17 protein-coding genes are annotated in these 16,512 nt (G+C 73.7%); 4 read left to right on the forward strand and 13 right to left on the reverse strand.

What is annotated here, in order from left to right; genetic code table 11:
- Window positions 1–236: 236 nt before the first annotated feature.
- Together cbiE and ACH4SE_RS08370 are read right to left on the reverse strand one after the other, a co-directional pair.
- The gene (gene cbiE / locus ACH4SE_RS08365) at window positions 237–1,490 is read right to left on the reverse strand and encodes a precorrin-6y C5,15-methyltransferase (decarboxylating) subunit CbiE (RefSeq protein ID WP_398542515.1); all 1,254 of its coding nucleotides are present in this window, start codon (window positions 1,488–1,490) and stop codon (window positions 237–239) included.
- A 224-nt stretch (window positions 1,491–1,714) separates the two neighbouring features.
- Window positions 1,715–2,401, reverse strand: coding sequence for a GNAT family N-acetyltransferase (locus ACH4SE_RS08370; protein ID WP_398542516.1), 687 nt, complete (start codon window positions 2,399–2,401; stop codon window positions 1,715–1,717).
- A gap of 188 nt (window positions 2,402–2,589) precedes the next feature.
- Between ACH4SE_RS08370 and ACH4SE_RS08375 the strand changes: the two genes are divergently transcribed.
- Window positions 2,590–3,393: a class I SAM-dependent methyltransferase gene (locus ACH4SE_RS08375; RefSeq protein ID WP_398542517.1), complete on the forward strand. Its 804-nt coding sequence runs from the start codon at window positions 2,590–2,592 to the stop codon at window positions 3,391–3,393.
- A gap of 28 nt (window positions 3,394–3,421) precedes the next feature.
- Here ACH4SE_RS08375 and ACH4SE_RS08380 read toward each other — a convergent pair whose 3' ends face one another.
- From ACH4SE_RS08380 to ACH4SE_RS08390, 3 genes are all read right to left on the reverse strand, one after another.
- Window positions 3,422–4,294: a MetQ/NlpA family ABC transporter substrate-binding protein gene (locus tag ACH4SE_RS08380; RefSeq protein WP_398542518.1), complete on the reverse strand. Its 873-nt coding sequence runs from the start codon at window positions 4,292–4,294 to the stop codon at window positions 3,422–3,424.
- A gap of 84 nt (window positions 4,295–4,378) precedes the next feature.
- Window positions 4,379–5,116, reverse strand: coding sequence for a methionine ABC transporter permease (locus ACH4SE_RS08385; protein WP_398542519.1), 738 nt, complete (start codon window positions 5,114–5,116; stop codon window positions 4,379–4,381).
- Entirely contained in the window at window positions 5,113–6,147 is a 1,035-nt protein-coding gene (locus tag ACH4SE_RS08390) for a methionine ABC transporter ATP-binding protein (protein WP_398542520.1), read from the reverse strand. The genes ACH4SE_RS08385 and ACH4SE_RS08390 overlap by 4 nt, the downstream gene beginning before the upstream one ends.
- A 427-nt stretch (window positions 6,148–6,574) precedes the next feature.
- On the opposite strand from ACH4SE_RS08390, the gene ACH4SE_RS08395 reads away from it, so the two are divergent.
- Together ACH4SE_RS08395 and ACH4SE_RS08400 are read left to right on the forward strand one after the other, a co-directional pair.
- Window positions 6,575–6,943: a hypothetical protein gene (locus ACH4SE_RS08395; protein ID WP_398542521.1), complete on the forward strand. Its 369-nt coding sequence runs from the start codon at window positions 6,575–6,577 to the stop codon at window positions 6,941–6,943.
- On the forward strand, window positions 6,936–7,424 hold the full coding sequence (locus tag ACH4SE_RS08400) for a hypothetical protein (protein ID WP_398542522.1): 489 nt from the start codon (window positions 6,936–6,938) through the stop codon (window positions 7,422–7,424). Before ACH4SE_RS08395 ends, ACH4SE_RS08400 begins: the two co-directional genes overlap by 8 nt.
- Window positions 7,425–7,503: 79 nt before the next feature.
- Here ACH4SE_RS08400 and ACH4SE_RS08405 read toward each other — a convergent pair whose 3' ends face one another.
- The 3 genes from ACH4SE_RS08405 to ACH4SE_RS08415 form a co-directional block, all read right to left on the reverse strand.
- Window positions 7,504–8,010 (reverse strand): GNAT family N-acetyltransferase, encoded by a 507-nt coding sequence (locus ACH4SE_RS08405; protein WP_398542523.1) that lies wholly within the window; start codon window positions 8,008–8,010, stop codon window positions 7,504–7,506.
- Between the two features lie 205 nt (window positions 8,011–8,215).
- Window positions 8,216–8,791, reverse strand: a complete 576-nt coding sequence (locus ACH4SE_RS08410) for a sigma-70 family RNA polymerase sigma factor (RefSeq protein WP_398542524.1) — start codon at window positions 8,789–8,791, stop codon at window positions 8,216–8,218.
- Between the two features lie 68 nt (window positions 8,792–8,859).
- A complete protein-coding gene (locus ACH4SE_RS08415; RefSeq protein ID WP_398542525.1) occupies window positions 8,860–10,053 on the reverse strand; it encodes a glycerophosphodiester phosphodiesterase in 1,194 nt (397 codons plus the stop codon).
- Window positions 10,054–10,243: 190 nt separating this feature from the next.
- Here ACH4SE_RS08415 and ACH4SE_RS08420 point away from each other — a divergent pair, with 190 nt between their 5' ends.
- Window positions 10,244–10,912 (forward strand): lysophospholipid acyltransferase family protein, encoded by a 669-nt coding sequence (locus ACH4SE_RS08420; RefSeq protein ID WP_398542526.1) that lies wholly within the window; start codon window positions 10,244–10,246, stop codon window positions 10,910–10,912.
- Between the two features lie 100 nt (window positions 10,913–11,012).
- Here ACH4SE_RS08420 and argH read toward each other — a convergent pair whose 3' ends face one another.
- The 5 genes from argH to argJ form a co-directional block, all read right to left on the reverse strand.
- Window positions 11,013–12,440, reverse strand: coding sequence for an argininosuccinate lyase (gene argH / locus ACH4SE_RS08425; RefSeq protein ID WP_398542527.1), 1,428 nt, complete (start codon window positions 12,438–12,440; stop codon window positions 11,013–11,015).
- A gap of 98 nt (window positions 12,441–12,538) precedes the next feature.
- A complete protein-coding gene (locus ACH4SE_RS08430) occupies window positions 12,539–13,072 on the reverse strand; it encodes an arginine repressor (protein WP_398542528.1) in 534 nt (177 codons plus the stop codon).
- Between the two features lie 24 nt (window positions 13,073–13,096).
- Window positions 13,097–14,326 carry an acetylornithine transaminase gene (locus ACH4SE_RS08435; protein WP_398542529.1) on the reverse strand — a complete coding sequence of 410 codons (1,230 nt, stop codon included), beginning with the start codon at window positions 14,324–14,326 and terminating at the stop codon, window positions 13,097–13,099.
- A complete protein-coding gene (argB, locus tag ACH4SE_RS08440; RefSeq protein WP_398542530.1) occupies window positions 14,323–15,297 on the reverse strand; it encodes an acetylglutamate kinase in 975 nt (324 codons plus the stop codon). Before argB ends, ACH4SE_RS08435 begins: the two co-directional genes overlap by 4 nt.
- Window positions 15,294–16,448 carry a bifunctional glutamate N-acetyltransferase/amino-acid acetyltransferase ArgJ gene (argJ, locus tag ACH4SE_RS08445; RefSeq protein WP_398542531.1) on the reverse strand — a complete coding sequence of 385 codons (1,155 nt, stop codon included), beginning with the start codon at window positions 16,446–16,448 and terminating at the stop codon, window positions 15,294–15,296. The genes argB and argJ overlap by 4 nt, the downstream gene beginning before the upstream one ends.
- Window positions 16,449–16,512: the final 64 nt, after the last annotated feature.

Consider the following 16,512-nt stretch of genomic DNA (forward strand, 5'->3'; position numbering starts at 1 on the left):
ACTCCAACGAGCGGGTCCGGGATGCGGCACGTCACCCACGGGGACGTCGACGTGTCGACACCCCGTCAACGCACGACGACGGCACAACGATCCGTCAGCCTACCCTCACCCGCCGCGCCTGCCGCCCTGAAGTCCGCACCGCGGGACGTATCTCACACGGGGACCCGCGGCAGCGCTCCCACATGGGCAAACGCCGTGCCGGGGGGTCGCCCGCCGGCCGTGCGGGCGGGCCCGGTTCAGGGCCGGCTGCCGCACAGCAGGAAGGCTTCCGGCTCCTCCCGCCCCACCCATCCGGAGTCCGCCTCCGCGGACCGCAGCAACATGCGTTCGACGGTGTAACCGCCTTCCGCCAGCGCCCGGTCGAGGGCCGCCGCGGACTCCCGGGTGGCGGCCGCGGCGACGATCCGCTCGGGGCGGCGCGCGGCGCACGCGGCGACGACCGCGGGGTCGGCGCAGCCGATCCGCACCACGTCGGGCTCGGGCAGGTCCTCCAGCACCTGGGGAGCGGTGCCGTGCACCACCTGCATCTGGACGCCGGCACGGCGCGCGGCGGCCGTCACCCAGTCGCAGGCCTGGGCGTCGCTGTCGACGGCGATGACGGCGGCGCCGAAGCGCGCGGCCTCCAGGGCGACGGCGCCGTCCGCGGCGCCGATGTCCCACACCAGGTCGCCGGTGCGGGGGCCGAGCCGGGCCAGCTGCCAGGCGCGCACGGGCGCCGGTACGTCGCCGCCGTACTCGGCCGCCGGAAGCGCCCAGCCGCGGACCGGTCCGGGGAAGCCCGGGTCGCGGCCGGCGATCCAGCCGCCGCCGCGGGAGGTCGCGGGACGGCCGCCGGGCGCGGTGGGCGGGGCGGCGGAGCCGAGCACGGCCAGGCCCGGGGCGCCGGTGCTGCCGCCCACCACGAGCACGATGTTGGGGTCGCGCCATATGTGGTCGGCGACCTTGTCGGAGGTGAGCACGGTGACCTGTTCGCGGTCCGAGCCGAGCGCCTCGCAGATGACGAAGGTGCGGTGCACGCCGGTGAGCAGCAGGGCGAGTTCGGCGGGGCCGGCGCCGGGCGCGGTGAGCACGGCGACCTTGGGGTAGGAGCGGCAGACGTTGACGGCGCGGCGCAGGGTGCGGCTGGTGGCGACGACGACCCGGGCGTCGTCCCAGGGCATGCCGGCCCGCGCGAAGGCGCGCGCCACGGCGGAGACGCCGGGGATGACCTCGACCTCCAGGCCGTGCTCGGGGTCGCGCAGCGCGCGGACGACGCCGAAGAAGCCGGGGTCGCCGTCCGCGAGGACGACGGCGGTGCCGCGGTGCCCGGCGATGCGGCGGGCGGCGATGTCGATGCTGCCGAGGACGATGTTCTCCGCCTGCGCGGGGACGTACGGCAGGGCCAGGTGATGGCGGGTGCCGGCGACGAGCGTGGCGGCGTCCAGCGCGGCACGGGCGGCCTCGGACGGGGGTGAGCCGTCCCATCCGATCACGGTGACCCGGTCGGCCATCGTCGTCTGCCTCCAAGCCGTGGGGGTGGGTCGCGGGGTGCGGCGGAGCCCTCCTCGGCGGGGCGGAGGCGAGGCCCGGGTGAGAACCCTAACCCGGCGGCGGGTGCCGCGGGTACGTGGATACGCGCAGGTGTTCCGGCCGCTGCGCGGGCGCGCCCCGCAGGCCGTCGGGCGGCGGGGGCGGGCGCCGGAGCGGCACGTCCGCAGGGCCGCCGGCGGCGGAGTCAGCGGCGGCGGGCCGCGGAGTAGTCGGCGTAGTCGGGGTAGGGGGCGTACGCGTCGTAGCGGTCCCCGGACCCGTCCGCACCGGGCTCGCCGAGGTCGTCGAGGTCCTCCGGCAGCAGGCTCCACACCAGCAGGTCGGTGCGGGTCTCGATCCAGCGCCCGGCGGGGTCGTCGCCGGCCCGGCTGCGGACGAGGCCGGCGCCGCGCAGCACGCCCTCGCTGATGCAGCCGATCTTCTGCGCCACCTGCTGCGAGGCGCTGTTGTCGGCGGCGGTGCGCAGCTCGACCCGTTCGAAGCCCTGGTTGCGGAAGAGCCAGCGGACGACGGCGAGCACCGACTCGCCGGCGTATCCCTCGCCGCGCGCCCAGGAGGCGGTGAGGTAGCCGATCTCGGTGCCGCGGATGCGCCAGTCGGTGTTCTGCAGCTGGACGGTGCCGACGAGCCGCTGGGTGAGCAGCTCGGAGACGGCCAGCACCAGGCCCCGGCCGCTCGTCCGCTCCCCCGCCGCCCCGGTGGTGACGAACGACCGCGCGGCGGCCTCGGTGTACGGCCGCGGGGAGCCGGTCCACGCGGTCACCAGGTCGTCGTTCATCATCTCCACGAGCTCGGGGATGTCGTCCTCGTCGTACGGGCGCAGCAGCAGCCGCTCCGTACTGAGGGAGATGTCCGGAAAGGTGGCGGTCATTCACTGCTCCGTAACCAGCGCGTGGGTGGACTGCACAGCATGCAGCATCGCGGGCGGCGGCCGCCGGGCAGGGTGGGCCAGGGGTTGCCGCGGGGTGCTCAGGGCCTGAACGTCCTTTCAGAGTAGGGCGGATGGCGGTCTTCGCGGGTATCCGTGGACGTCACCCGATCCTGCTACCGTCTGCCCGCGTGACGGTGCACCACGCAGCAGGAGTCGGTTACCAGCGGGCGGCGGGGGTCTACGAGCGCTCCCGGCCGTCCTATCCGCTCGCCGCGCTCGCGGCGCTCGCGGACGCGCTGCCGCTGGAGGCGGGCCGCACGGTCGTCGATCTGGGCGCGGGCACGGGCAAGTTCACGCGGCTGCTGGCGCTGACCGGTGCCGAGGTGCTCGCCGTGGAGCCGGTGCGGGAGATGCGCAAGACGCTCGCCGGTCTGCTGCCGGGGGTCGCGGTGAACGCGGGGACGGCGGAGGCGACCGGACTGCCCGGGGGGTGCGCGGACGCGGTGGTGGCCGCGCAGTCCTGGCACTGGTTCGTGGAGGGTGAGGCGCTCGCCGAGGTGCGGCGGCTGCTGCGGCCGGGCGGCGCGCTGGCGCTGGTGTGGAACACGTACGACACGTCGGTGCCGTGGGTGCGGGACTTCCAGGACATCTACTTCCGGCTCGCGCCCCGCGACCTGCCGAGCCCGCCGCTCACCGCCGTCCCGGTCGACGACCACCGGCCGGCGTACGGCTGGCGGCGGGCGTTCGAGGCACCGGGGTCGGGCTGGGGCGAGATCCACGAGCGGCACTGGCCCAACCCGCACTCCACGACCGTCGCGGACGTCGTGGAGCGCATGATGTCGTCCAGCCACATCGCGGTGCTGGACGCGGACGCGCAGGCCCGGGTGCGCGCGGAGGTGGAGGCGGTGCTCGGGGCGCACGACGCGACCCGGGTCAGCGGCGCGATCGAGATGCCGTACACCACGGACGTGTACTGGGTGCGCCCCGCCTGACCGTCGCCGGCCGGGCGGGGCGGGGGGCTCAGGCGGCCGGGGTGCCGAACGCGGGGATGACCGCGCCCTTGAAGGTGTCCTTGATGTACTGCTCGACCTGCGGCGAGTGCAGCAGCTTGACGAGGGTGACCACCCGCGGGTCGTTCTCCTGCCCCTTCTTGACGACCAGGATGTTGGCGTACGGGTTGCCGGTCGCCTTCTCCGTGACCAGGGCGTCCTTGACGGGGTTCAGACCGCCCTCGATGGCGTAGTTGCCGTTGATGACGCCCGCGTCGACGTCGCCGAGCGAGCGCGGCAGCTGGGCCGCCTCCAGCTCCTTGAAGTGCAGGTGCTTCGGGTTGCCGGTGACGTCCGCGGGGGTCGCGGTCTGCTCGGTGCCCTCGCGCAGCGTGACAAGGCCGTTGGCGGCGAGCAGGCCGAGCGCGCGGGCCTCGTTGGTGGTGTCGTTGGGCACCTCGACGGTCGCGCCGTCCTTGAGCTCGGACAGCGAGCCGACCTTGTGGGAGTACAGGCCCAGCGGTTCGAGCTCGACGTCGGCGACGGACACCAGGTGGGTGCCGTTCTTCTTGTTGAAGTCGTCGAGGTAGGGCCTGTGCTGGAAGAAGTTCGCGTCGACCTGGCCCTGCTCGGTGGCGGTGTTGGGCAGGACGTAGTCGGAGAACTCCTTGACCTGGAGGTCGAGTCCGGCGCTCTTGGCGAGGTGGTCGCGGACGTAGTCCAGGATCTGCGCGTGCGGGGTGGGGCTGGCCGCGACGACGAGCGGCGCGGAGGCGTCCCCGGCGGCCTTGCCGTCGGCGGAGCCGCCGGCCTTGGAACCGGAGTCGGAGCCGCACGCGGACAGGCCGAGCGCGAGGGCGCCCACGGCAGCGGCGGCAGCGGTGATCTGGAGGGTCTTACGCACGAAAAGTGCCTCTTTCCTGTGTTCTGTGGTGCCTGTTCTCAGGGTTCCGCCCGCCCCGCGCGGGTGCTGCGGGGCGGCCGGACGTCAGGGGGCGGAGGGCGCGGGGTCCGCGGGGCGCGCCTTCAGCAGCCGCAGCCGGGGCGCGGCCGCGGAGCGCCCGCGGCGGGCGACGGCGCGGGCGGCGAGGTCGCCGGCCAGCTGCACGAGGGTCACGAGCACGACGAGGACGGCGACGATGACCCACATGAAGCCGGTCTCGAAGCGCTGGTAGCCGTAGCGCAGCGCGAGGTCGCCGAGCCCGCCGCCGCCGACCACGCCGGCCATGGCCGAGTAGCCGACGAGCGCGATCACGGTGGTCGTGGCGCCCGCCACGAGCGAGGGCAGCGCCTCGGGCAGCAGTACCTTGCGCACCACCGTCCAGGTGCTGCCGCCCATCGACCGGACGGCCTCCACCAGCCCGCGGTCGACCTCGCGCAGCGAGGTCTCGACGAGCCGGGCGAAGAAGGGGACGGCGCCGACGGACAGCGGGACGACCGCGGCCTGCCAGCCGATGGTGGTGCCGACGACCGCGCGGGTGAAGGACATCAGCGCGATCATCAGGATGACGAACGGCAGTGAGCGGCCGAGGTTGACGACCGCGCCGAGCACCTTGTTGACCACCGAGCCGGCGGCGCTGCGCAGCAGCCCGTCGCGGTCGGTGAGGACGAGCAGCACGCCGATCGGCAGCCCGGCGGCGACCGTGACCGCGGTGGACCAGCCGACCATCCGCAGGGTGTCCCACAGCGCCTGGGTGATCAGCGGGTGCATCTGCGACCAGGTCACTTGGCCACCGCCGGGACCGCGGACGGCGCGGACGGCGCGACGTCGACCTGGAGGCCCTGCTCGCGCAGGAAGCCGATGGGCACGACGTTGTCCTCGAAGCGGCCGGGCAGCTCGATGCGCATCCGGCCGATCTGCCGCCCGTCGTAGGTCTCCATCGCGGCGCCGAGGATCGACACGTCGACGTTGTAGGTGCGGGCCAGCTGGGAGATCACCGGGCGGCTCGCGCTGTCGCCGTGGAAGGTGAGGTCCACCACGGTGCGGTCCGGGCCGGAGGCCACGCCGCCGAGCGGGAACAGCTCGCCGGCCAGCTCGGAGCCGGGTGTGGCCAGCAGTTCCGCGACGGTGCCGGATTCCACCACTCGTCCGCCTTTCATGAGGGCCGCCGAGTCGCACACGGCCTTGACGACGTCCATCTCGTGCGTGATGAGCAGCACGGTCAGGCCGAGCTGCCGGTTGAGGTCGCGCAACAGCTCCAGGACGGAGCGGGTGGTCTCCGGGTCGAGCGCCGAGGTGGCCTCGTCGGAGAGCAGCACCTTGGGGCGGCCGGCCAGCGCGCGGGCGATGCCGACGCGCTGCTTCTGGCCGCCGGACAGCTGCGCGGGGTAGGCGCGCGCCTTGTCGCCGAGGCCGACGAGGTCGAGCAGCTCGCGGGAGCGGGCCGCGCGCTCGCGGCGGGTGACGCCCTGGATCTCCAGCGGCAGCTCGACGTTGTCCTGGACGGTGCGCGAGGAGAGCAGGTTGAAGTGCTGGAAGACCATGCCGATGCCGGCCCGGGCGGCGCGCAGGGCCGCGGGGGCCCGGTCGGAGCGGCCGGCCAGCGCGGTCAGGTCGCGCCCGGCGACCTCGACCGTGCCCGAGGTGGGGCGCTCCAGCAGGTTGACGCAGCGGATCAGGGTGCTCTTGCCGGCGCCGCTGCGGCCGACGACGCCGAAGACCTCGCCTTCGCGCACCGCCAGGTCGACGCCGTCGAGTGCGGTGACCTCGCGGTCGCGCGAGCGGTAGACCTTGCGCAGGTCGGTGGTGGTGATCACAGGGGTGGTCCATCTGGTCGGGCGCGCGGCGGACGGACCACCGCGCAGGGGGTGTGCTGTCGGGGCGTGGCGCACGGGGCGGCACCCCGTCCCGGGCGCGGCACGGCGCTGCACCGGGACGGGGGTGTGACGCGGGCGGCGGGCGCCGGGGGCGACCGCTCAGGGCCTCAGGTCAGGCACACATTCGACACATTCGACACATACGACGAACACCGGGCGTGGTCGCCTCGGTCGCGCGGCTGCGGCGGTTCGTCGTGGTCATGGACCCCAGTAAACCAGACATCCCGCCCGGTTCCGAAATCCGGGCGGGATGTCCACTATCCGGACGGTCGCCGGGTGCCGGGCGGAACGGGCGGGCGCCGGGAGCCGGCCGGCGGGGCGGGGGGTGGGCGAACGGGCGGGCGCGCCGCCGTAATACAGTCGGCGCATGCTCGACGCGGTCACCATCACGGTCTCGGTCATGGCGCTGCTGCTCGCGGCGTGGTGCGCCTGGTCCGCGTACCGCGACGAGCCGACCAACGACCGGCATTTCGCCGGCATGGCCGTGGTGACGCTCGCCACGCTCGTGCAGCTGGTGATCTCGCTGGTGCAGCTCGGCCACGGCGACCGCCCCGAGCAGGGGGTGCCGGTCTTCGTCGGCTACCTCGTCGGCGCGGTCTGCACCGTCCCGGCCGCGGCCTTCATGTCGCTGGCCGAGCGCAGCCGCTGGGGCACCGCGGTCGTCGCGGCCGGCGGGGTGATCCTGGCCGTGCTGGAGCTGCGGCTGTACGACATCTGGGGAGCCGGTCATGGCTGAGCACACCACCACCACGGACGGCACGCAGGCCGGGCCGGAGGCGGAGAAGGACGCGGCGCCGCCCGCGGGCGGGCGGCTCGGGCAGGGCCCCGGCCGGCTGCTGCTGTGGTTCTACGGTGTCTTCACGGTGGCGGCGCTCTCCCGCTCGCTCGTGCAGATCTCGACCAAGTTCCACGAGGCGCCGCTGGCGTACGTGCTGTCGCTCGCGGCCGGCGTCGTCTACGCGGTCATCACCGTCGCGCTGTGGCGGGGCGGCGACCAGGCCCGCAGGGTCGCGCTGGTGTCGTGTTCCGCCGAGCTGGCCGGCGTCGTCGCGGTCGGCATCCTCACCGTGACGGACTCCTCGGCCTTCCCCGACCAGACCGTGTGGTCGGACTTCGGCGCCGGCTACGTCTTCCTGCCGCTGCTGCTGCCCGTCATGGGCCTGCTGTGGCTGCGCCGTTCGGCACGCGAGGCGCGCGAGGCGTCCGCCGCGGCCTGAGGCCCGCCGGGCGCGGGCCGCACGTTTCCACGGACCGGGCGCGGCGGCGGCGTCGGCGCCGCGCCCGGGACCGTGCGGGTCAGGCGGAGGCGGCGAAGGGCGCCTGCTCCGCGGGCTTTTCGAGGGTCACCATGCTCAGCCGCCGGTTGACCGGGCGGGCGGCGCCCACCTGGGAGTAGCCGAGCTTGCGGTACATCCGCAGGTTGACCTCGCTGCGGTGGCCGGTGGAGAGCTGGTAGACCTTGGCCTCCCGCTCGGCCGCGAGGCGGTCCTCCAGGGCGGCCAGCAGCCGCCCGCCGAGGCCGTGCCGCTGGAGCCGCGGGTGGACGATGAGCTTGCCGATCACGGCCGTCCCGTCCCCGTCGACGGTTCCCCGCACGGAACCGACGACCTCGGGGCCGAGGCGCGCCACCAGGACGCAGCCCCCGGCCAGTTCGGCCCGCAGCTCGTCCAGGGTCTGGGTCAGGGGTTCGATGGTGTAGTCGCCGTAGATCTCGGCTTCGCTCTGGTAGCAGAGGTACTGGAGTTTCAGGATCTTCTCGGCGTCGCTTTCCTCCGCCGTAGAGATGGTCACGCTCATGCCCATGCGCGCAGGCCTCCCCTTCGAATCCGTCCGGGCAGTTTGAGGGTGAGGTGTGCGCCCGGGACGTTGTGCCTGAACGGGGTCGGCGCGATCGGCGCCGCCTCCGTGGCGCTGATGATCGCACAAAGATCCCTGCCGGTCAGTGACTTGCCACTGCCCGTTCCAGGCGCGTCCGGGCGTGCAAAGGGTGCCCACTGCCGCCGACTGTTTACCGTGCACTACCCCTTTGGACCGGGGATCGAACCCTCGATTTCAGGACGGATCGCAGGCATCCCAGGCAACGCGAGCGCAGCGGCCCCACGCTCCCCTGTGAGATTCCCAACTCCCGGGAGATTTCCCGGTATGTGGGATCGGTGCCGGAGAGCAGCGCGGCCAGCAGCCGCGGGCAGTCGCCCGGCAGCGCCGGTACCGCCGCCAGGACCGCGCGCAGCGCGACCGCGGTCTCGGCCCGGTCCTCGACGCCGTGCCGCCCGTGCCCGGCGCGCGGCGGCGGCCCGGCCGCCCGGTCGGCGTACGGGTCCTCGCGGGCGGTGCGCGCCTCGGCCGCGAGCGCCGCGGTGCGCACCTGCGCGGCGACCCACGCGGCGGGCTCGGCGGGCGCGTGCCGGGCCTCCAGCAGCCGCAGCCACACGTCCTGTTCGAGGTCGTCCGCCTCGGTGGCGCCGCCCAGCGCCCAGGCGGCGGCCTCCGCGGCCAGCAGCGGGCGGTATCCGGCCGGCAGGCCCGGGGCGGCGGCGGGCGGCGGGCCCGCGGGAGGGGCCGCGGGGTGCGCTTCGGGAGTCATGCCCCGTGCATATCCGCTCGGCCGTGCCGGGCGCCGCGGACGGGCACCCGGCACGGCCGGGCTTCACCTCATGGAGTGGCCCGCGGTACGGGCCGGGAGGACAGGTAGTCCTCACGGGCGAGCACCGCGGTGTCGGCGTTGTCGGTGAACAGTCCGTCGATGCCGGTCGCGAACCAGGTCCTGAAGGCGGCGATCGGGTCGCCGTACGCGTTCGGGTCGGTGCCCACCCGGAAGTCCGCGGGCAGGAACTGGTTCTCGTTGCGCGCGGTGAAGGGGTGCAGCACCAGGCCCGCGCGGTGCGCGTCGCGCACCACGGTGGTGGGCTGCTGGAGCCGGCCGTCGGCGTCCCGCGGGATGACGACGTCGGTGGTCGGGCCGATGCCCTGCGCGAAGCCGGCGATCCACTCCAGGCCCGCGGGCGTGACGAGATCGGCCACCGTGCGCGTGTCGCCGGCCACGACGAAGTCCCAGGGACGCGAGGCCGGTCCGTTCAGCAGGAAGATCTTCGCCGCCTGCGCGCCCAGCCGCCCCAGCCGCTGGAGGCTCTGCGCCTCGAAGGACTGGAGGAACTGCGGGGCGTCCGCGCGGTGCCGGCCGTACTGCCTCAGCTGCGCGACGAGCCGCTCCTCCAGCGGCAGGCCGATGCCGCGGAAGTAGGTGGGGTGCTTGGTCTCGGTGTGCAGCCACACCGGCCTGCCGCGCCTGCGGCCCTCCTTCTCGGCCCACTCCAGGACCTCGGCGAAGGTGGGGACGTCCCAGCGTCCGTTGTAGACGGTGTTGTGCGGCCGCACCGCGGGCAGCCGCTCGACCGCGCGCAGCCGCTTGAGTTCGGCGAGCGTGAAGTCCTCGGTGAACCATCCGGTGGTGGGGGTGCCGTCGATGGTCCTGGTGGTCCGGCGGTCCGCGAACTCCTTGTGGTCGGCGACGTCGGTGGTGCCGCCGATCTCGGGTTCGTGGCGGCACACCAGGTGCCCGTCGCGGGTGGGGACGACGTCCTGCTCGACGACGTCCGCGCCGATCGCGAGCGCGTACTCGTACGATCCGAAGGTGTGCTCGGGCCGGTATCCCGCGCTGCCGCGGTGGCCCACGATCACCGGCACCGGCAGTTCCGGGGCGCCGTGCCCCCTGTCCCCGCCCCGCGCGGGGCCGGGCCGGGCCGCGGCCGGGGTCGCCGTGCCGATCACCGCGCCGCCGGCGCCGAGCGCCGCGGCGGACAGCAGGGCGCGCCTGCCGGGTCCCGTGGTGTGCTGGTCATCCGTCATGCGGGCATCGTGCCGCGAGCACCTTGCGTACGGCCCACGGCATGCCGAACGCATCCGTAACGGGGACCGACGCCGGATGCCGTTCGCGTGAACCCGACGTGCGGCCGGCCCGGTGGCGCAAGTATCGTCCTGGTGTACATACGGACCGGTAAGGTCCGGCCGGCCCGACGGTGCGAAGCGGAGGAACGCGGTGTCCCGCAGTGTGCTCAAGGTGATTCTCGGACTGGTCATGCGGGTCCTCTACCGCCCGGTCGTCGAGGGCGCGCAGGACATCCCGGGCGACGGGCCGGTGATCCTGGCGGGCAACCACGTGACCTTCGTCGACTCGATCTTCCTGTCGCTGGCGGTCAAGCGGCAGGTGTACTTCATCGGCAAGGACGAGTACGTCACCGGCAAGGGCCTCAAGGGCCGGCTGATGGCGTGGTTCTTCACCACGTGCGGCATGATCCCCGTCGACCGGGACGGCGGGCACGGCGGCGTCGCCGCGCTCATGACCGGCCGCCGGGTGCTGGAGGAGGGCCGGATCTTCGGCATCTACCCCGAGGGCACCCGCTCCCCCGACGGCCGCCTCTACCGCGGCCGTACCGGTGTCGCCCGGCTCGCGCTCATGACCGGCGCGCCGGTCGTGCCGTTCGCGATGATCGGCACCGACAAGGTGCAGCCCGGCGGCTCCGGGATGCTGCGCATCGCCCCGGTCACCATCCGCTTCGGCCGTCCGCTGGACTTCGCCCGCTACGACGGCATGGACCGCGACCGCTACGTGCTGCGGGCCGTGACCGACGAGGTGATGAGCGAGGTCATGCGCCTCGGCGGCCAGGAGTACGTGGACATGTACGCCACCAAGGCGAAGGCCGCCTGAGCCGGGCGGCGCCGGACGCACCGGGCACGGCGCACGCCGCGCACGACGACGAAGCCGGGCGGTCCCCCGCGGGGGACCGCCCGGCTTCGCGTGCCGCGGGCTACTGCTTGGCCCGCGCCCACGCGTACTGGCCGGCCAGATCGGCCTTGACCTCGGCGAGCTGCACGGCGACCGCGCTGGGGGCGGTGCCGCCGCGGGCGCTGCGGGAGGCGAGCGCCCCCCGGACGTCGAGCACCTCGCGGACCTCGGGCTCCAGGTGCGGGGAGATCTTCGCGAACTGCTCGTCCGTCAGCTCGTGCAGCTCGATGCCCTCGGCCTCGCACGTCTTGACGCACTCGCCCGCGACCTCGTGCGCGACCCGGAAGGGCACGCCCTGCCGTACCAGCCACTCGGCGATGTCGGTGGCGAGCGAGAAGCCGGCGGGGGCCAGCTCGGCCATCCGGTCGGTGTGCACCGTCAGCGTGGCCATCATCCCGGTGAAGGCCGGGAGCAGCACCTCCAACTGGTCGACGGAGTCGAAGACCGGCTCCTTGTCCTCCTGGAGGTCGCGGTTGTAGGCCAGCGGCAGCGCCTTGAGGGTGGCCATCAGGCCCGTCAGGTTGCCGATCAGCCGTCCGGACTTGCCGCGCGCCAGCTCGGCGATGTCCGGGTTCTTCTTCTGCGGCATGATCGACGAGCCGGTCGAGAAGGCGTCGTGCAGCGTCACGAAGGAGAATTCCTTGGTGTTCCACAGGATCACCTCCTCGGCGATCCGGGAGAGGTCCACGCCGATCATGGCGGTGACGAAGGCGAACTCCGCGGCGAAGTCGCGCGCGGCGGTGCCGTCGATGGAGTTGCCCGCCGAGCCGCCCTCGAAGCCCAGGTCGCGGGCGACCGCCTCGGGGTCCAGGCCGAGGGAGGAGCCGGCGAGCGCGCCCGCGCCGTACGGCGAGACGGCGGTGCGCTCGTCCCACTGGCGCAGCCGCTCGGCGTCCCGGGAGAGGGCCTGGGCGTGCGCGAGCACGTGGTGGGCGAAGAGCACCGGCTGGGCGTGCTGCAGGTGGGTGCGGCCCGGCATGACGGCGTCGGGGTGCGCCTCGGCCAGGCCCACCAGCGCGTCCTGGAGGTCGGCGAGCAGGCCGCCGATGGTCCGGGCGTGGTCGCGCAGGTACATCCGGAAGAGGGTGGCGATCTGGTCGTTGCGGGACCGGCCGGCCCGCAGCTTGCCGCCCAGGTCGGGCCCGACGCGCTCCATCAGGCCGCGCTCCAGCGCGGTGTGCACGTCCTCGTCGGCGACGGTGGCGGTGAAGTCGCCCGCGGCGACGTCGCCCTCCAGCCGGTCGAGCCCGGCGATCATGCGGTCCAGCTCGTCCGCGCTGAGCAGCTCGGCCCGGTAGAGGACCCGGGCGTGCGCGCGCGAGCCCGCGATGTCGTACGGCGCGAGCCGCATGTCGAAGTGGACGGAGGCCGACAGCCTCTCCAGCGCGGCGGACGGTCCGTCGGCGAACCGCCCTCCCCACAGCTTGCCGCCCTGCTGTTCGGCGCTCACAGTGCCAGCTCCCTCTCGACGGTGCATACGCTCGTTGGTATAAGTATGCACTGCACCGTATGAATAGTCAAAAATGGCGGGCCGGGACCCGCGCCGGCTCAGACCTCGCCCTGCGCCAGGCGCAGCAGGTGGTCGGCGAGCTTCTGGCCGCCGCCGGGGTCCCGGCTGATGAGGACGACCGTGTCGTCACCCGCGATGGTGCCGAGGATGTCGTAGACCTCGGCGGTGTCGATGGCCGACGCGAGGAACTGCGCGGCGCCCGGCGGGGTCCGCACCACCACCAGGTTCGCCGACGCCTCCGCGGAGATGAGCAGCTCGCCGGCCAGCCGGCGCATCCGCTCCTCCTTCACCGACTCGCCGAGCGGCGCCTGCGGCGTGCGGAAGCCGCCCTCGGACGGGACGGCGTAGATCAGCTCCCCGTCGTTGGTGCGGATCTTGACCGCGCCCAGCTCGTCCAGGTCGCGGCTGAGCGTCGCCTGGGTGACGCTCAGCCCGTCGTCGGCGAGCAGCTTGGCGAGCTGGCTCTGGGACCGCACCGGCTGCCGGCCCAGGATGTCCACGATCCTGCGGTGCCGGGCCGTGCGGGTCTGCGGCACCGAATGGCTGCCGCCGTGCTGCTGCGCCTCGCTCATCGTCGGGTCATTCTCCGTCCGTCGCTACTTGCTCTGCCGGCCCGCCGCGTGCGCCCGGTCCAGGATGCCGGGCAGCGCCTCGAGCAGCGCGTCCGTCTCGGCGTCGCCGACGATCAGCGGCGGCGCGAGCCGGACCGCCCCCGGCACGGCGGCGTTGACCAGGAAACCGGCGTCCTGAGCCGCCTGCTGGATCTGGGCGGACAGGGGTTCGGTGAGCACGATACCGATCAGCAGACCCGCACCGCGCACATGATCGACCAGCGGGTGCCCGAGTCCCGCGATCCCCTCGCGCAGCTTCTCGCCCTGCCGCTTGACGTTGTCCAGCAGCGCGTCCGCCTCGATGGTGTCCAGCACCGCGAGCGCCGCCGCGCAGGAGACCGGGTTGCCACCGAAGGTGGAGCCGTGCGCGCCCGGCGTGAAGAGCTCGGCCGCGGGCCCGAAGGCCAGGACCGCGCCGATCGGCAGCCCGGCGCCCAGGCCCTTGGCGAGCGTCACCACGTCCGGCTGCACTCCCTGGGCCAGGCACTCGGCCCAGTGGCCGGTCCGGCCGATGCCGGTCTGCACCTCGTCCAGCACGAACAGCGTGCCGGTCGCGGCGGTGATCTCCCGGATCTCCCGCAGATAGCCGGCGGGAGGCATGACGACGCCGTTCTCGCCCTGGATCGGCTCGACGATCACCAGCGCCGTGTCCGTGTCCACCACGGCGCGCAGCGCCTCGGCGTCGCCGAACGGGACGTGCACGACGTCGCCGGGCAGCGGCTCGAAGGCCTGCCGCTTCTTCGGCTGGCCGGTCAGCGCGAGCGAGCCGATGGTGCGGCCGTGGAAGGCGCCCTCGGTGGCGACCATCTTCCGGCGGCCGGTGAGCCGGCCCAGCTTGAAGGCCGCCTCGTTGGCCTCGGCGCCCGAGTTGCCGAAGTAGACCCGGCCCGGCCGGCCGAAGAGGCCCAGCAGCCGCTCGGCGAGGGCGACCGCGGGCTCGGCGACGAAGATGTTGGAGACGTGGCCGAGTTCGCCGATCTGCCGGGTGACCGCCTCGACGACCGCGGGGTGCGCGGTGCCGAGCGAGTTGACGGCGATGCCGCCGAGGAAGTCCAGGTAGACCTTGCCGTCGGCGTCCCACAGCCGGGCGCCCCGGCCGCCGGCCAGCGGCAGCCGGGGGGTGCCGTAGTTGTCCATGAGCGCGCCCTGCCAGCGGGCGGTGAGCGCCTCGTTCGCGGTCGTCCCCCCGGTGGCGGCTGTGTCGGTGGCGGTCACCGTGCTCCCCCTTCTGGTGCTGCGGTCGTCTGCTCGGGTACGTATTCGGTGGCGCGCAGGGCGGGCGCCGGCGGCTCGTCGGGGACGACCATGGTGCCGATGCCCTCGTCGGTGAAGATCTCCAGCAGGATCGAGTGCTGGACCCGTCCGTCGATGACGCGGGCGGTGTGGACGCCGTTGCGCACGGCGTGCAGGCAGCCCTGCATCTTCGGGACCATGCCGCTGGACAGGTCCGGCAGCAGCTTCTCCAGCTCGCTCGCGGTGAGCCGGCTGATGACCTCGTCGCTGTTCGGCCAGTCCTCGTAGAGGCCCTCGACATCGGTGAGGACCATCAGCGTCTCGGCGCCCAGCGCGGCGGCGAGCGCGGCGGCGGCGGTGTCGGCGTTGACGTTGTAGACGTGGCCGTCGTCGGCGGAGCGGGCGATCGAGGAGACCACCGGGATACGGCCGTCGGCCAGCAGGGCGTCGATCGCGCCGGTGTCGATCGCGGTGATCTCGCCGACCCGGCCGATGTCGACCGCGTCGCCGTCGATCACCGGCTGGTGCTTGACCGCGGTGATGGTGTGGGCGTCCTCGCCGGTCAGTCCGACCGCGAGCGGGCCGTGCTGGTTGAGCAGCCCGACCAGCTCGCGCTGCACCTGCCCGGCCAGCACCATCCGGACCACGTCCATCGCCTCGGGGGTGGTGACCCTCAGGCCCGCGCGGAATTCGCTGACCAGGCCGTGCCGGTCGAGCGCCGCGCTGATCTGCGGGCCCCCGCCGTGCACGACGACGGGCTTGAGGCCGGCCTGCCGCAGGAAGACCACGTCCTGCGCGAAGGCGGCCTTCAGCTCCTCGTCGACCATGGCGTTGCCGCCGAACTTGATCACCACCACACGGCCGTTGTGCCGGGTCAGCCAGGGCAGCGCCTCGATCAGGACCTCGGCCTTGGGGAGGGCGGCGTGCTTGCGGGTGCTGCGTGTCGTCGTCATGAGCTGTAGGCGCTGTTCTCGTGGACGTAGTCGGCGGTCAGGTCGTTGGTCCAGATCGCGGCGGAGGCGTCGCCTGCGGCGAGGTCGGCGGTGATGACGACCTCCCGGAAGCGCATGTCGACCAGCGAGCGGTCCTCGCCGACCTGGCCCTTGCGGCACACCCACACGCCGTTGATGGCGACGTTCAGCTCGTCCGGGTCGAAGGTGGCGGAGGTGGTGCCGATCGCGGACAGCACCCGGCCCCAGTTGGGGTCCTCACCGTGGATGGCGCACTTGAGCAGGTTGCTGCGGGCGATGGTGCGGCCGACGTCGACCGCCTCGTCCTCGGTCGCGGCGTTCACGACGTCGATCCGGATGTCCTTGCTCGCGCCCTCGGCGTCGCCGATCAGCTGCCGGGCCAGGTCCGCGCACACCGTCCGTACCGCCTCGGCGAATTCGGGCAGGTCCGGGGTGACGCCGGACGCGGCGGACGACAGCAGCAGCACGGTGTCGTTGGTGGACATGCAGCCGTCGGAGTCGGCCCGGTCGAAGGTGACCCGGGTGGCCTCGCGCAGCGCCTCGTCCAGCGCGGGGGCGTCCACGACGGCGTCGGTGGTGAGCACCACCAGCATCGTGGCCAGGCCCGGGGCGAGCATGCCCGCACCCTTGGCCATGCCGCCGACCGTCCACCCGGCGGGGCTGGCCGCCACCGCGGTCTTGTGCACGGTGTCGGTGGTCTTGATGGCGACGGCCGCCTTCTCGCCGCCGTGTTCGGACAGCTCCGCGGCCGCCCGCTCCACGCCGGGCAGCAGCTTGTCCATCGGGAGCAGCAGGCCGATGAGCCCGGTGGAGGCCACCGCGATCTCGCCGGCGCTGTGCCCCAGCACCTCGGCCGCCTTCTCGGCGGTGGCGTGCGTGTCCTGGAAGCCCTTCGGGCCCGTGCAGGCGTTGGCGCCGCCGGAGTTGAGGACGACGGCGGTGACCGCGCCGCCCTTGAGCACCTGCTCCGACCACAGCACCGGCGCGGCCTTCACACGGTTGGAGGTGAAGACGCCCGCCGCGGCGCGGCCCGGCCCGTCGTTCACCACCAGGGCGAGGTCCGGGTTGCCGTTCTCCTTGATCCCGGCGGCGATGCCCGCCGCCCGGAATCCCTTCGCAGCGGTCACACTCATCTTTTTCCCCTGTTCTTCCCCGGGGCCACCGCACCGGCGGCGCCCCCGTCTCCGCCCGCTCGGC

The sequence above is a fragment of the Streptomyces sp. NPDC020983 genome (assembly GCF_044333485.1).
In the GTDB taxonomy this organism is placed as follows: domain Bacteria; phylum Actinomycetota; class Actinomycetes; order Streptomycetales; family Streptomycetaceae; genus Actinacidiphila.